The following is a 14,637-nucleotide window of genomic DNA, read 5'->3' as shown; positions in this document are numbered from 1 at the left end:
GGCGTCGACTGGCACTACATCGCGCCGGGCAAGCCGCAACAGAACGGCTTCGTGGAGAGCTTCAACGGCAAGCTGCGCGACAAGTGTCTGAACGAGGAGGTCTTCGCCAATCTGGCCGAGGCCCGCGCCGTGATCGAGCGCTGGCGGCTCGACTACAACCACGTGCGCCCACACTCGGCGCACGGCGGGCTTACCCCCGAAGCCGTGCGGCTGAACCCCGCGGCCGGGCGGTTGCGCAACGTAATCAGCTCCACCGCCCGGCCGCTACCGCCGGCGATGGAGATCAGCTACCAAACCCCTGGGCTCTCACAATGAATGAGGGACCGGCGGGGGGCAGGTCACAGCGCCGTTGGTGTGGGGAGCCCACGATAGGGACTCCACCGCAGCAGCCCCCGATTTGCGGAGGTATTGCGGAGTTAACATGCGAACGCCCCGGACGCGAGTCCGGGGCGTTTGTCGAAGCCGTTGATATTGCTTCGTAATTTTGGTTGCGGGGGTAGGATTTGAACCTACGACCTTCAGGTTATGAGTTAAAGGCAACCGACTGCGATTACTTTCGCACGTCTTCGAATTAGCCCGACATTTCCGCCGGTTCCGAGGATTTCTTCTACTCTGCACCTTCGCAGTATTTCGCGCCAGGTTGCGCCCGTTCCTCCCCTCTTGCTTCCACAGTGCTTCCAGAATTCCCGACGCTTAAGTTCTGGAAGCAGAACATCCAAGCGATTCCAAAGGCGTCGCCGTCAAACCCGGAAACATAAGCGCTTTCGTGGACGCTTTGCCGCAGGCGATTCCGGTCAGCGCCGGCACGCTATTCTGCCAATTGAATTCCACCATTCAATAGAAATCTTGGCACGTCATCTTGGCGGCGAGCTTTTGCCGATGACTTGCGACAATAAAGTCGCGCCGTTTTACGTTCATGCAAGTTGCCGCGGGTAGTCGCTTGGCTGCGCAAGGTGCCGAGCTGCTCCTTCCGCCAATTTTTCACCGCCTCTGCAAGCGTTGAGGTCGACGTGCACTCTACGATTCATTCGGCCCTGATTCCACGCTCCTCGGCCTCGACGAAGCCGACGCTGCGATGCCGGACCGCGCCCGCGTCGAGGCGCGGGAGCTCGGCGTGCCGCTCACCGTCGTCAGCGAGCCGGATCGGGCGCTGCGCGAGCTCTATGAGGCGCCCTTTGTGCTGATCCGGCCCGACCAACATGTCGCTTGGCGCGGCACGATCCGGCCGGAGCAGCCCCGCGCCTTACTCGGCGCATCACCGACCGGGACGCGAAGCCCTCCCGGATTTCAAAATGATGCCGCCGGCTGCGGCGAACCGCGTCCTACGGTCGTGGGTCGCGTCGCAGCCCGAACCTGCCTTCGCCGTCACGTCACCCGATACCGTTAACGCATAGCGTGACGTGCACCGCCTCGCGGCCGTCCGAGCTCTCGCGTCCGAGAGAGCGCACGGCATCCGTGGCCTGTTCCAGCGGAAACGAATGCGAGCAGAGGGCGCGCAGCTCAGCACCGCTCTCGCCGATCATCTGGATCGCAAGTTCCGTCGGCCGCCACCCGGCGCTGAGCACGCCGACCAGCTCGATTTCCCGGAAGACGACCTTGTCGACGGGAAAGTCGTTCAACTTGTTCTGTCCCTTGAGCCCGGCGAGCACGATACGCCCGCCTCGCTTGACCATATCGATCGCCTGCACGACCGGCGCCACCGCTCCCGCGGACACGTCGAGCACCACGTCGACGAGCTTGCCTCCGGTCAAAGCCATGACCCGCTCTACCGGGTCTTCCGCCTGCACGTCGATGGTCGCGGTCGCGCCGAGCCGTTCGGCAAGCTGAAGGCGCGCCCCGTCCCGCGTCGTGCCCGTGACAATGATGGTGGCGGCACCCGCCCGCTTCGCGGCCGCGACGGCGAGAAGGCCGCGCTGTCCCGGTCCCGCGATCACCACGCTTGAACCAAGACCGACGCCGCCGGCCTCGTACACCCAGCGGATCGCGTTCGACAGAGGGTTGAACAGGGTCATGACATCCGTCGGCACCTGCGACGGAAGCTTGTGCACCATGGTTCGCGGATGGAGATAGAGGTGCGTCGCATATCCGCCCCACAGCGAAGGCGCGACGTGGATATTCTGATAGAGTCCGTATCCCTTGTCGGATCGGCAGCGCGTATAGGCGCCCTGCACGCAATCCTCGCAATGACCGCAGGGAATGACGGGCTCGATCGCGACCCGATCGCCCTCCTTCACATTCCAGAGCTTTGCGGCCTGCGGCCCGATCCGCTCGATGAACCCCATGACCTCGTGGCCGGGGATGATCGGCATGCCGCCGCCCCAGTCCTTGAGATGACCGAGCCACTGCTCGTAATCGGTTCCGCACAGCCCGCAGGCCTCCACCCGCAGGACGGCATCGTCCTCGCCGATCTCCGGGATTGCGAACTCGCGCAGCTGGAAATTCCGCGGCGATTCCAGGACGGCGGCAAGGGCCTTCGGCATATGCACCTCAATCGAAATAGAACCCGCCGTTGACCTCGACCACCTCACCGGTGACGAATTTGGCCTGCTCGGAGGCGAGGAAGCAGGCGACGCTCGCGATGTCGTCCGGCTCCGCGAGGCGGCCGAGCGGCGTGAGCTCGATCGCCTTGTCCTTGACCGCGGCCGGCCACGCCGCGGTCATCGGCGTCCGCACCACGCCCGGATTGACGGCGTTCACGCGAATGCCCTTCGGGCCGAGCGCCTTCGCCAGCGAATGGGTCAGGCCGATGACCGCGCCCTTCGACGCCACATAGGCCGGGCCGCCGGCGACGCCGCCGACCTTGGCGGAATCGGAGGCGGTGAGCACGATCGCACCGCGCCCGTTCGGGATCATCTTTTCGGCAACGTAACGCGCGAGAAAGAACGTTCCGGTGACGTTGATGCGGAGAACACGCTCCCATTCATCGGGCTCGGTCTCGTCCCAGGTCTTTCCCGTCCAGATCGCGGCGAAATGCAGCAAGGCGTCGACGCCGCCGAGCATGGCAACGGCACGGTCCACCGTCTCGCGAAGCCGCGCGATGTCGCCGATGTCGGCGGACAGCGCGCGCAACGCATCACCCGCGTCCGGAAACGCAGCCTGCACCGCCTCGGCCTTCAGGTCGATCGCGACGACGCTGCATCCGGCGGCGAGCAGCATCCGGGTGCATTCCCGGCCGATGCCGCTTGCCGCTCCGGTAATGATAGCTGTGCGTGGGCTCATGGCGCGGCCTGCAATTCGGCGATGATGGATGCTTTCAGTTCCCGCTTCATGATCTTGCCATAGCCGCTCTTCGGCAAATCGTCCTGGAAGCGGATGAAGCGCGGCTTCTTGTAGCCCGACAGATGCTGCCGGCAGAGGTCGAGAAGCTCCTCCTCGGTCGGCTTCGCGCCGGGGCGCGGCCTGACCACCGCCATCACCGATTCTCCCCACAGCCGATCCGGCACGCCGATGACCGCGACCTCAAGCACGCCGGGATGCAGCAGCAGCACCTCCTCGACCTCCCGCGGATAAACATTGGCGCCGCCGGTGATGATCAGCTCCTTCTTGCGATCCAGCAGATAATAGAAGCCGTCGCTGTCGCGCTTGCCGAGATCGCCGGTATGATACCAGCCGTTCTTGAAGGCTTCTTCTGTGGCTTCCGGCTTGTTCCAGTAGCCCTTCATCACGCAGCCGCCGCGCAGCGATATTTCTCCGATCTGCTCATCGCCGAGCGGCCTGTCGTTATCGTCGAGAACGGCGATCTCGATATCCTCACGGATGCGTCCTGCCGAGGCGAGCCGCTTTTCCAGCTCCGGATTCTCCATGGCGATCCTGTGGTCTTCCGGCGTGAGCATCGTGATCGTCATCGGCGTCTCGCCCTGGCCATAGATCTGGCAGAGCACCGGGCCCCACTGCTTCACGGCGCGCTTCAGGTCCTCGACATACATCGGACTGCCGCCATAACCGATGAACCGGAGCGACGAGAGGTCGTATTTCCCGATATTCGGCGCGTTGAGCAGCATCGTGATCATCGTCGGCGCGATGAACGCGATCTTGGTCACACGATGCTCTTCGATCAGACCGAAGATGTGGTCGGGATCGAAGCTTGCCGCGTGCGGAATGAGATGCGTTCCACCCCCTGCCGTGATCGGGATGGCCCACAAGCCGCTCCCGTGCGTCAACGGCCCGGGATGCATGACGATATCGTCCGGCTTGAGCTGGTAGACTTCCCGCGGATAGTGCTCGGTCATGAACCGCAGGTTGCCGTGGCTGTCCATGGCGCCTTTCGGCTTGCCTGTGGTGCCTGACGTATAGAACAGCCAGGCCAGATCGTCGCTGCTGCAGGCTTCATCATGATCGGCGGCGTCGCCGCCGGCGATGAAGTCCTCGTAGGGTGTCGCCCAGCTTGGCGCTTTGCCGACACCGATGAAGGTTTGTACGTTTGCGATCTCGGCACGGATCGTCTCGAGACCGGCGTTGAACTCCTCGGTGAAGACCAGGACCTTTGCGCTGGAATCCTGAAGGATATAGGCGGCCTCCTTGGGATGCAGACGCGCATTCATCGGAACGGTGACGGCACCGCATTTGAAGGTGGCGAACATCGTTTCGAGAAGTTCCGGGCAGTTCTTCTGAAGGATCGCAACGCGATCGCCCTTGCGCACCCCGATCTTGCGCAGCTGCGAGGCGAGCTGATTGGCGCGCGAATTGAAGTCGCGGTAGGTGCGGCGCTGATCTCCGTAGATGATGGCGATATGCTCAGGCGAAGCCTTCGCCGCATCGGTCAGAACCGAGCCGATGTTCATATGCGTACTCCGTAATTCTTCGACAGCGGCGGCTAGTCCGCCGCTGCTGTCCCCACTCCCAGGAACCTGTGCGTGATGTCCGGATCGTCCCGGATATCGTCCGGCTTGCCCGAATAGACGATGGCTCCCTTCGCCATGATGAGAATGCGGTGAGAGATGCTCAGTGCGAAGGCCAGGTTCTGCTCGACCAGCAGGATGGTGTTTCCCTCGGCATTCAGCCGCTTGATCAGAGCGCCGATCTCCTGAACGATCAGCGGGCTCAATCCTTCCGACGGCTCGTCCATCAGGAAGAGCTCCGGATTCTGCACGAGAGCGCGCGCGATCGCGAGCATCTGCTGCTCACCTCCGGAAAGCGACCCGCCGCGCGCATCGCGGCGCGTATGGAGGCGCGGGAACGCCTCGTAAATCCGTTCGGCGGTCCAGGAACCGGGCCGGGAACGGGCTGCCGCGAGCTCGATATTCTCGACGACGGTCAGCGTTGGAAAAATCCGGTGCCCCTGGGGGACCCAGCCGACGCCGCGCGAGACGATATCGTGCGTGGGCAAGCCGGAAATCGTCTCGCCGCGGAACCGAATCTCGCCGCTGCGCGGCGCGGGAATGCCGAGAATGCTCTGCAGCGTCGTGGTCTTGCCGACGCCATTGCGCCCCAGGATGCCGACGACCTCGCCCTTGCGCAGGTCGAAGCCGAGATCATGGAGAATGTGGCTTTCCCCATAATAGGTATTGACGCCGCTGAGCGAAAGCAGAGGCTCGCTCATAGTGCCTTCCCCATATAGACCTCGCTCACATTCCTGTTGCCCTGGATCTCGCGCACGGTGCCGTCGGCCAGGACCTCGCCGAGGTTGAGCACCATCACGCGATCGGCGAGCGAGAAGACGACATCCATGTCGTGCTCGACGATGAGGATGGTGATCTCGCGCGGCAGCGCGATCATCATCCGCAGCATCGCCTGCGTTTCGGCGGGAGACATACCCGCGGTCGGTTCATCGAGCAGGAGAATTCTCGGCCGTCCAGCCAGCGCCAGCGCCAGCTCGAGCTGGCGCTGCTCGCCATAGGCCATATTGGCCACCCGCACGTCGTGGCTTCCCAGGAGATTGACCCGCTCGAGGACGCCGCCAATCTCGTCGTCGAGAGCATCTCTCGAAACCGACTTGAACAGGCCGCGGTGATGCGCCGCGCAAGCCAACTCGACGTTCTCCCAGACCGTGAGGTTCTGAAACAGCTGATTGCGTTGGAACGTGCGGCTGAGGCCCCTCGCCCACAACTGGTCCGGGCGCGCGCCGGTCATGTCGGCGCCGTCGATGAAGATCGAACCGGAGGTCGGCGGCTTCTGGCCCGCAATGATGCTGAACAGCGTGGATTTGCCGGCGCCGTTCGGTCCGATGATGGCGCGCCGCTCGCCGGGCTCGACGGAAAGATCGACGTCCTTCAGGGCAACGAAGGCCCCGTAGGATTTCGACACCCTGGACGTCCGAACAGCCGCCGTCATGGCCCTTTTCCGCGCAGATGGTTCCAGCCCTGCATCACCAAGCCGGCGATGCCCTCGCGCGCGCCGGTGATCAGGACGATGAACAGAATTCCAAGCACAAGGCCCCAGTATTCGGTATAGGAACTCAGCCAGTGCTGCAGTAGCAGAACGATGGTGGCACCGATGATCGGGCCGACGAAATAGCCGGCTCCGCCGATCAGGACCATCACCAGCACGAGCGCCGATTGGGTCCAGTGCGCCGATTCCGGGGCGATGAACAGGTTGAACAGCGAGTTCAGGACTCCGGCAACGCCGCCGAAGGTCGCTCCGACGACGAAGGCCGCGAGCTTGTATCGTCGGACGTTATAGCCGAGCGCCCGCATGCGCGGCGTGCTTTCGCGAATGCCGACCAGCGTCCGTCCGAAGCGCGACACCACGATAGCGTAAAGCAGCGCCGCGCAGACCGTAAACACCGCGAGCACGAAGAAGTAGAACGATTCACGGCTTCCGAGGATCGGCGCGCCGAACAGCGTCGCGCCCGGAACGATCATTCCGTCGGAGCCGCCGGTCACCGGCTTCCACCGGAACGCCGCCACAAACACCATTTGCGCGAACGCAAACGTGATCATCAGGAAATAGAATCCCGACAGCCGGATCGAGAGCCAGCCGATCGGCACGGCGCAAAGCGCCGCAACCAGTACGGCAAGCGGGAACGTCACCAGAATATCGGTGCTGATATGGATGGCGATGATGCCGATGGCATAACCGGCGATGCCGAAGAATGCCGCATGGCCGAACGAGACCAGCCCGGTGTAGCCGAGAAGGACATTCAGGCTCAGCGCAAGCAGCGAGAACACAAGAATCTCGATGACCAGCGCCTGGACGAACTGCGGCATGCCCAGAAACGGCGCGGCAGCGAATGCCGCGATCATGAGAGCGAGCACGCTCCAGAGACGCAAGGCAACGAATGGCTTGGAGCGCCGTTGCACGATGACATCGGCTACGGTCATTCGACATCCTCTTCGTCACGTCCCCAGGCGCGGATCAACAGCACCGCAGCCATCAGGCCGAATATGATGAAGCTCGCGGCGGCGGGATACAGCGCCTTGCCGTAGGTCTCGGCGAGACCGATCAGCAGCGCCGCCCAGAACGCGCCCGAAATGTTGCCGAGACCGCCGACCACGACCACGATCAGAGTAGTGATCAGGACCTCGAAATCCAGGCCGGGATAAATGCCGGTGATCGGTGCCCCGAGGACGCCGGCAAGGCCGGCGATCGCGGTGCCGAAGCCGAACACATAGGTGAAGAGCAGGCGGATATTGAACCCGAGCCCGCTCACCATCACCCGGTCCGCAACCGAGGCGCGGATCAAGGCGCCGGTCCTGGTCCTCTCGATGGCTAGCCAGGTCGCCACGAACAGCGCGACTCCGACGCCGACCAGGATCAGCCGGTAGGCGGGGAAATAGGTGCCTGCGATATGCACCGCGCCCGACAGCAGCGGCGGCACCGGGATGCTGTGGATGTCCTTCCCCCACAGCATCTTCATGATGTCGGCAAATACCAGGGCGAACCCGAATGTCAGGATGACCTGGTCGAGCTCGTTGCGAACGTAGAACCGCTGCAGCCATGACCGCTCGAGCAGCATTCCGACGATGGCCGCGCCGACGGTTGCCACGATGATGGCCGCCCAGAAGCTGTGGGTCAGATTCCAGGCCGTCAGGCCGAAATAGGCGCCCATCAGATAGAAGGCACCGTGCGCGAGATTGATGACGCGCAACATGCCGAATGTCAGGCTGAGACCCAAAGCGAGCAGGAACAGCAGCATGCTGTAGACCAGCCCGTTCAGCGTCTGCGCGATCAGAAAATCAAGCACGGTGGAATTCCGGTGTGGCCGGCATCCGCCGGTGGGCGGATGCCGGATGCAAGATCAGACGCCGGGATCGCGGACGGCTTCGAAGGTGGCGAGAACCTTGTTGTGGATCTCGTTGCCGTCCTTGACAGCCTCGCGGATGTAGATGTTCTGGATGACGTTCCGCGTGTCCGGGTCGAAGCTGATGGGCCCGCGCGGCGTGTCGATCTTGGTTTCGAGCACCGCCTTGCTGAGCGCCTCCTGGTCCGGAACCTTTCCGCCCAGCTTCTTGAACGCGTTCCACACCACCTGCGCGCCGACATAGCCCGCGACGGAATCCACCGTCGGAATGGCGTTCTAGGTCTTCCGGTAGTTGGCGACGAACGTCTTGTTGGCCGGCGTATCGATGCCGTAAGCCCAATTCAGGGCCGAATAAACGCCGACGGCCGCCGCGCCCTGCGCCTCGAACGTATCCTCCTCGGCGAGATAGCCGTAACCCGCGAGCTTGATGGAATTCTGCAGGCCGAACGCCGCAAACTGCTGCACGAAGCGCACCGCGTCGCTGCCGGCATAGGAGGCATAGACGACGTCCGGGTTCACGCGCTTGATCTCGGTGAGATACGGCGCGAAATCATTGGTGCCGAGAGGCGCATAGACCTCGCCGACGCGCTCGGCGCCCTTGGCCCTGAACGTCTTCTCGAAAGCCACGATCGCCTCGCGGCCCATCGCGTAGTCCGGCCCGGTGACGAAGACCCTCTTGAACCCCTTCTCCGCCATCCACGTACCCATCGGCTCGTTGGCCTGATAGACGCTGAGGCTCGAGCGGAACGCATACGGGTTGTTGTTGGCCTTCTTGAAGATTCCGTCGGCCGCGGCACCCGTCGTGACCCACACCTTCTTGGCGCGGTTTACGTATTCCTTCAGGCCATAGCCGATCGCGCTGGAAATGACGCCGAGAAGAACGTCGACATTGTCCTGCTCGACGAGCTTCCGCGCCTTTCGCAGTCCCTCTTGCGGCTTGGCTTCGGTGTCTTCGATCACCAGCTCGATCTTGGTTCCCTCAACGGACATGTTCTGCTCGGTGAAGAACATCTTGATGCCGTTGGTCTTGTTCATGCCGAGGCTGGCATAGACGCCGGACAGCGGCGCCAAGACGCCGATGCGCAGCGGCTTCGCCTGGGCGATGGCGGGCGAGAAAACGCCCGTCGGCGCGAGAGAGAGTCCGGCAGCCGCCGTTCCCGACGCCAGCAGGGTACGACGGGTCAGCCCTCGGGTTTTCATGGTCATTGTGTCTCCTCCGTTCGGTTGCTTTGTGATTGCCGTTTCAAGTCCTTGGCAGCGGCCAGCACGGCCTGAACGATGCCCTCGTATCCCGTGCACCGGCACAGATTCCCCGACATTCCCTCCCGCACGCTGCGCTCGCTCGGATCGGGCTCGCGCTGGATGAGGTCGACCGCCGTCAGCACCATGCCCGGCGTGCAGAAGCCGCACTGCAGGCCGTGATGCCGGCGAAACGCGTCCTGCACCGGATGCATCTCGCCGCCTTTCGCGAGGCCCTCGATGGTGGTGATGCTATGATGGCGCGCCTGCACCGCGAACATCAGGCAGGAGCGCACCGGCTGATCGTCCAGCAGCACGGTGCAGGCGCCGCAAACGCCGTGCTCGCAGCCGACATGGACGCCGGTGAAGCCGAGATTGTGCCGCAGAAAATCCGACAACAGCGTCCTCGGCTCCGCGACCCCGGAAAGGGGCTTGCCGTTGACCTCAAGGTCGAGAGCGATGCGCTCACCGAACATGGCGCCGCTCCGAACCAACAATGGCGTCTTTCAAGGCACGCTGAAGCACGCCCTTGAGAACATGACGCCGGAAATCCTCGGGATAGTGGTGGTCGCCGAACACCTCGATCGCAGCGATTGCTTCGTGGACGCTGTCGGCCATGCGGCCGTCGTCGGGATCGTCGCCGCTCAAAGCCTCCTCAAGCGCCGTCAGACGGACAGGCGCGCCGGTCCCGCCGGCGACGCCCGCCCGCAGATAGTCAAGCCGCCCGTGATCGTCGCGCGCGGCGACGACCGCGGCGGCCGCAATCGCAAAATCGCCATGGCGCCGCGACGTCTCGACGAAGCTTGCCGCGCTGCCGGGAGGCGGCATCCTGATTTCGACCTGACGAATATACTCGTCGCCGGAGAGGCTGGTATCGAGCGCGCCGAGGACGAAATCCTTCATGCCGAGCCGCCGCTCGCCCCTCTTCGAGCGGAGGATGATGTCCGTATCCAGCGTCATCAGCGCGAGCGGAATCTCCGCGCCGGGATAAGCGAGCGCAAGCGTGCCTCCCGTCGTTCCGCGATTGCGGACCGCGCGATGCGCGACGTTACGGACTGCCTGACCGAGCAGCGCACAGCGGCGGGAGAGCGGATCGGAATCCTCGATCATCGCGTGCCGCGTCAGCGCACCGATCCGGCAGACATCGTCCCGACAGTCGATGTAGCTGAGCGCGCCGACACGGTTGAGATCGATGACGACCTCAGGCGACACCACCCGGAAATTCATCATCGGAACCAGGCTCTGCCCGCCCGCCAGGAGCCGGGCATCATCGCCATAGTCCGCGAGCGCCGACGTCAGCGCCTCCTCGTCGGCAACCTCGATATATTTGAAGGGCGCAGGCTTCATGATGCACCCGCCACCTGCCGCCAGATGGCCGGCGGGGTCACCGGCAGCTCCGCGATCGACCCGTTGAATTCCGACAGGGCGTCGTCCACCGCGCTGGCGATCGCGGCCGGAGCCGACATCGCGCTGTTCTCGCCGCAACCCTTGACGCCGAGCACGGTGAACGGAGATTTCGCGTCGAAATGGTCGATCGACATCTGCGGCGCTTCGGACGCCGTCGGGCACAGATAGTCCATGAACGAGGCCGACATCATCTGCCCGCTCTCGTCGTAGTCGAGATGCTCGTACAGCGCGCCGCCCAGGCCATGAACAATGCCGCCCGCGATCTGGCCGCGAATGAGCTGCGGATTGATCGCGGTGCCGACATCGTGAACCGCGATATATTTGAGGACGCGCGGGACAAACGTGACCGGGTCGATCTCGACCATCGCGAAATCCGCCATGAAGCCGTAGGTGGCGGCGGCATTGACCCTGTTCTCGGAATCCGGCGACCGCAGATTCGGCGCGCCGTAGCTCTCGCTCACATGGAGCTGCACCACATCGTCAGGCAGATCGCCGCGATTCCATTGCGCGGCCCCGGCGAGCTGGCGCAGCGACAGGGAGCTGTTGCTGTTCCTTACCCTGATCATGCCCTCTTCGATGTCGATCTGATCGGGCGGAGCATCGAGGAGAGAGGACGCGATGATGCGCAGATGATCCGCGAGTCGCGCCGCCGCGCGCTGAACCGCTCCGCCGACCACGACCGAGAACCGGCTGGCATAGGTGCCGGTGGTGATCGTCCAGGGCGTCGTTTCGGTATCGATACGATCGATGACATCGATATCGCGCACGCCAAGGCCGAATTCGCGCGCCACGATCTGCGCCACGGCCGTCGCATGACCCTGCCCGGCGCCCGCGGTTCCGATCTGCACGCGCAGGCGGCCCGAGGCGTCAAGCGCGATATGAGCGAAATCGTTGGTCCCCGACTTGGCGTTGTATCCTCGCTTGGCGCGCTCTTCGGGCGACAGCGCCAGCGTCACATAGCCGATATTCGAAGCGGCGGAGTGGACGCAGGTCGCCACCCCGATGCCAACAAGGCGGCCGCTGGCGCGCAGCTCCTCGCGCATCCTTTCCCAGCCTTCGTTGCGAAGATAATCCAGCGCCCGCTCGAGGCAGCCGTGGTAGTCACCGCTGTCGTAATAGCTGCCGGTCGTGGTGCGGTAGGGAAACTCCGCCGCCTTCAGGAAATTGCGGCGCCGCACCTCGATGCGATCGATGCCGGTTTCGCGCGCGATCGCATCCATCAGGCGCTCGAGCGAGAACATATATTGCTGTCCGCCGTAACCGCGGTTCAATCCCGTCGGCAGCGTATTGGTCAGCACGCAGGCTGCCTCGATCTCGCCGCTCTCGATGCGATAAGGTCCGGAGAACGTCGTCAGAGACCGCATGACGCACGACGGCTCGGGAGCGCGCAGATACGCGCCGACGTTCTCGCGGATATTCATGCGTATCGCGCGGACAAGGCCGTCGCGGGACACGGCCGCCTCGATGTGCGAGTTGCGGTCAGTGCCGCTGGCGCTGCCGAGAAGGTGCTCGGCGCGATCCTCGATCCATTTCACCGGGCGCTCGGCGAGCCGGGCGCAAGCGGCGATCAGCCCCATATAGGGGTAGATCATCGCCTTGATGCCGAAGCTTCCGCCGATGTCCTGCGGCACCACCATGCGGATGCGCGAATCCGGCACGCGCAGCGCCCGCGCCAGCACCGGCATCAGCGAAAACGGCCCCTGGAAGTTGCCGTGGATCACATAGCCGTCGGTCTCGGGCAGATATTCCGCGATCACCCCATAGGTCTCGAGCGGCGTCGAGTTGTACTTCGGAAACTTCAGATCGATGCCGACGATGCGATCCGCCTCGCGGAATGCCGTCTCGGGATCGCCGTAACGATATCGGTTTCTCCAGACCACATTCGTACCGAAATCGTCGTGCAGCAGCGGCGCCGTCTCTGCGGCGGCCGCGTCGACATCAACGACGGCCGGCAGCGCCTCGTAGGCGATGTCGAGCGCCGAAACGCCGTCCTCCGCCGCATAGCGATCGCGCGCCAAGACGACCGCGACCGGCTCGCCGACATAGCGGACCTTGCCGGTTGCGATGCCGCGATACTCCGGCGCGCCGCGCACAATGCTTGGGAACGGATCGAGCACAGCCCCGAGATCCGCCGCGGTATAGACCGCAACCACGCCGTCGACCGCCAGCGCGGCATCCTTGTTGATGCCGGCTATCGTCGCGTGCCCATAGGGGCTGCGCGTGAACGCCGCGTGAAGCGTGCTCGGACCGACCGGCAGATCGTCGATATAGCGACCACGCCCAAAGAGCAGGCGCGCGTCCTCCAGGCGCCCTTCGATCTGGGGAAATGGCCGGTCGATCTGCAACTTCGGCTTCCTTTCGATCCGTTCCTTTCGGTCAGCGGCCCTTGAAATTCGCCGGGCGCTTTTCCTTCCAGGCGTTCACGCCTTCGCGGAAATCCTCCATCTGGCAGAGCACGGTCATGGCTTTGCCCTCCATCTGGAAGCCGCCGGCCAGCGAGGTATCCGGCGCGTGCGACACCACCTGCTTGGCGAAAGACGACGCAAGCGGCGACAGCTTGGAGAGATGCAGCGCGAGGTCGTTGACCTCCTTTTCGACCTGGTCGGCCGGATAGAGCCAGGTCACGAGCCCCCACATCTCCGCCCTCTCGGCGGTGATCGGCCGGCCGGTCTGCACCATGGCCCGGGCCCGGCCGACGCCCATCAGACGGACGGCGCGCTGCGTTCCGCCGGAGCCGGGAAGCGCGCCCAGCGTGATTTCCGGAAAGGCGAAACGCGCCGCCGGCGTGGCAATGCGGAAATCGCAGGAGCAGGCAAATTCGAGGCCGCCGCCATAGCAGTGGCCGTCGATCACGGCGATGGTCGGCTTGGACAGGCGTTCGGGCGCCGACATCGAATAGGCGAGATTGGCGAGCTGACGCGGCGGGACATCGACAAATTGCGGGATATCGCCGCCGGCGCTGAACCCCTTGCCTTCCGAGACGCCCCGAATGATGACGACGCGGACGCGGTCGTCCTCCTCGATCATGTCGAAGAAGCGCACGATCTCCGCGCGCATGCGCATGGTGATTGCGTTCAGCTTCCCGGGCCGGTTGATGAAAAGCCGGCCGATTGGTGCGTCCTTGTCGATCTCAAAGCGAAGATTCTCGGACTTGTACTCGAAAGCCATTGTCGCTGTTCCTTGCTATTCGTGTCGCGCCCAGTGCGCGCGTCTACTTGATCTCTTTCGAGGAAATGACTTTCCCGAATACCGGAAGAATCTGCGTCACGGCGAATTCGTGCCAGGCCGGGTTCGGGCTGGCGCAGCAATCCTCGACGACCGAGACGGCGAAGCCGGCATCGTCCGCATAGCGGGCGGCGCTCTCGACGACGAGGTTGGTCGCGGTTCCCGCGATCAGGAGGCTGCCGACGCCGTTGCGGCGCAGCCACTCCAGCAACGGCGTGCCGAAGAACGGATTGACCCATTGCTTGTAGAAGACGATATCGCCGGCCTGCGGCGCGATATCGGGATGAAATTCGGCGCCCCACTCTCCCCGCACCGCCACCTTGCTCTCGCGGGCTTTGGCGATGCGCGGCGCAACGCTGAGGACGTCCTGATAATCTTCGCGATAGCCGAGGCCGACATAGACGACCGGCCAGCCTTTGCCGCGAACGCTGGCGATCAGCGCCTTCAGGTTGGACAACAGGTTACGCTCGGCGACTATTTTTGCGAGACCGCCGGCACCCACCTTGCCCTTGGGGTCGACCAGATCGTTCTGAACATCGCACACGAGTAATGCGGTACCGTTCACGGCGAGGACCTCTTCCTTCTTT

At 63.9% G+C, this 14,637-nt stretch carries 14 protein-coding genes and 1 pseudogene; 2 read left to right on the top strand and 13 right to left on the bottom strand.

All coding sequences use genetic code 11. The annotated features are described in order from the left end of the window. Positions 1-315: integrase core domain-containing protein (locus ASC46_RS21765; RefSeq protein WP_245280630.1), on the top strand; the 315-nt coding region annotated here is incomplete at its 5' end. 760 nt (positions 316-1,075) lie between these two features. Continuing rightward, positions 1,076-1,387, top strand: a complete 312-nt coding sequence (locus tag ASC46_RS21920) for an aromatic-ring hydroxylase C-terminal domain-containing protein (protein ID WP_342585603.1) — start codon at positions 1,076-1,078, stop codon at positions 1,385-1,387. On the opposite strand, the gene ASC46_RS18965 is transcribed toward ASC46_RS21920, so the two are convergent. From ASC46_RS18965 to ASC46_RS18900, 13 genes and pseudogenes are all read right to left on the bottom strand, one after another. Further along, entirely contained in the window at positions 1,371-2,480 is a 1,110-nt protein-coding gene (locus ASC46_RS18965; protein WP_055460865.1) for a zinc-dependent alcohol dehydrogenase, read from the bottom strand. The two genes, ASC46_RS21920 and ASC46_RS18965, sit on opposite strands and share 17 nt — an antisense overlap. A gap of 7 nt (positions 2,481-2,487) precedes the next feature. Continuing rightward, positions 2,488-3,219 carry an SDR family NAD(P)-dependent oxidoreductase gene (locus ASC46_RS18960; protein WP_072249602.1) on the bottom strand — a complete coding sequence of 244 codons (732 nt, stop codon included), beginning with the start codon at positions 3,217-3,219 and terminating at the stop codon, positions 2,488-2,490. After that, positions 3,216-4,781: an acyl-CoA synthetase gene (locus tag ASC46_RS18955; protein ID WP_055460863.1), complete on the bottom strand. Its 1,566-nt coding sequence runs from the start codon at positions 4,779-4,781 to the stop codon at positions 3,216-3,218. The genes ASC46_RS18960 and ASC46_RS18955 overlap by 4 nt, the downstream gene beginning before the upstream one ends. A gap of 32 nt (positions 4,782-4,813) precedes the next feature. Beyond that, the gene (locus ASC46_RS18950; protein ID WP_210166021.1) at positions 4,814-5,539 is read right to left on the bottom strand and encodes an ABC transporter ATP-binding protein; all 726 of its coding nucleotides are present in this window, start codon (positions 5,537-5,539) and stop codon (positions 4,814-4,816) included. Beyond that, a complete protein-coding gene (locus ASC46_RS18945) occupies positions 5,536-6,270 on the bottom strand; it encodes an ABC transporter ATP-binding protein (RefSeq protein WP_055460862.1) in 735 nt (244 codons plus the stop codon). The genes ASC46_RS18950 and ASC46_RS18945 overlap by 4 nt, the downstream gene beginning before the upstream one ends. Further along, entirely contained in the window at positions 6,267-7,259 is a 993-nt protein-coding gene (locus ASC46_RS18940; protein ID WP_055460861.1) for a branched-chain amino acid ABC transporter permease, read from the bottom strand. Before ASC46_RS18940 ends, ASC46_RS18945 begins: the two co-directional genes overlap by 4 nt. Continuing rightward, positions 7,256-8,122: a branched-chain amino acid ABC transporter permease gene (locus ASC46_RS18935; protein ID WP_055460860.1), complete on the bottom strand. Its 867-nt coding sequence runs from the start codon at positions 8,120-8,122 to the stop codon at positions 7,256-7,258. Before ASC46_RS18935 ends, ASC46_RS18940 begins: the two co-directional genes overlap by 4 nt. 54 nt (positions 8,123-8,176) lie before the next feature. Further along, positions 8,177-9,379: pseudogene (locus tag ASC46_RS18925) on the bottom strand (ABC transporter substrate-binding protein). Between the two features lie 2 nt (positions 9,380-9,381). Continuing rightward, a complete protein-coding gene (locus ASC46_RS18920) occupies positions 9,382-9,894 on the bottom strand; it encodes a (2Fe-2S)-binding protein (RefSeq protein ID WP_082464908.1) in 513 nt (170 codons plus the stop codon). After that, entirely contained in the window at positions 9,884-10,765 is an 882-nt protein-coding gene (locus ASC46_RS18915) for an FAD binding domain-containing protein (protein WP_055460857.1), read from the bottom strand. The genes ASC46_RS18920 and ASC46_RS18915 overlap by 11 nt, the downstream gene beginning before the upstream one ends. Then, on the bottom strand, positions 10,762-13,170 hold the full coding sequence (locus ASC46_RS18910) for a xanthine dehydrogenase family protein molybdopterin-binding subunit (protein ID WP_055460856.1): 2,409 nt from the start codon (positions 13,168-13,170) through the stop codon (positions 10,762-10,764). Before ASC46_RS18910 ends, ASC46_RS18915 begins: the two co-directional genes overlap by 4 nt. Positions 13,171-13,201: 31 nt before the next feature. Further along, positions 13,202-13,993 (bottom strand): enoyl-CoA hydratase/isomerase family protein, encoded by a 792-nt coding sequence (locus ASC46_RS18905; protein WP_055460855.1) that lies wholly within the window; start codon positions 13,991-13,993, stop codon positions 13,202-13,204. Between the two features lie 43 nt (positions 13,994-14,036). Beyond that, complete coding sequence (locus ASC46_RS18900) at positions 14,037-14,615, bottom strand: cysteine hydrolase family protein (RefSeq protein ID WP_072249600.1); 579 nt, start codon at positions 14,613-14,615, stop codon at positions 14,037-14,039. Positions 14,616-14,637 lie beyond the last annotated feature (22 nt).

Source organism: Chelatococcus sambhunathii (assembly GCF_001418005.1).
Lineage (GTDB): Bacteria > Pseudomonadota > Alphaproteobacteria > Rhizobiales > Beijerinckiaceae > Chelatococcus_A > Chelatococcus_A sambhunathii.
The sequence above is the reverse complement of the archived record's forward strand: the minus strand, read 5'-3'. Positions and strand labels throughout refer to the sequence as shown.

Bases quoted from the DNA above. Each gene is read 5' to 3' on its own strand.
- ASC46_RS21920 (WP_342585603.1), top strand. From the start codon at position 1,076: ATGCCGGACCGCGCCCGCGTCGAGGCGCGGGAGCTCGGCGTGCCGCTC.
- ASC46_RS18965 (WP_055460865.1), bottom strand. From the start codon at position 2,480: ATGCCGAAGGCCCTTGCCGCCGTCCTGGAATCGCCGCGGAATTTCCAG.
- ASC46_RS18960 (WP_072249602.1), bottom strand. From the start codon at position 3,219: ATGAGCCCACGCACAGCTATCATTACCGGAGCGGCAAGCGGCATCGGC.
- ASC46_RS18955 (WP_055460863.1), bottom strand. From the start codon at position 4,781: ATGAACATCGGCTCGGTTCTGACCGATGCGGCGAAGGCTTCGCCTGAG.
- ASC46_RS18950 (WP_210166021.1), bottom strand. From the start codon at position 5,539: ATGAGCGAGCCTCTGCTTTCGCTCAGCGGCGTCAATACCTATTATGGG.
- ASC46_RS18945 (WP_055460862.1), bottom strand. From the start codon at position 6,270: ATGACGGCGGCTGTTCGGACGTCCAGGGTGTCGAAATCCTACGGGGCC.
- ASC46_RS18940 (WP_055460861.1), bottom strand. From the start codon at position 7,259: ATGACCGTAGCCGATGTCATCGTGCAACGGCGCTCCAAGCCATTCGTT.
- ASC46_RS18920 (WP_082464908.1), bottom strand. From the start codon at position 9,894: ATGTTCGGTGAGCGCATCGCTCTCGACCTTGAGGTCAACGGCAAGCCC.
- ASC46_RS18915 (WP_055460857.1), bottom strand. From the start codon at position 10,765: ATGAAGCCTGCGCCCTTCAAATATATCGAGGTTGCCGACGAGGAGGCG.
- ASC46_RS18905 (WP_055460855.1), bottom strand. From the start codon at position 13,993: ATGGCTTTCGAGTACAAGTCCGAGAATCTTCGCTTTGAGATCGACAAG.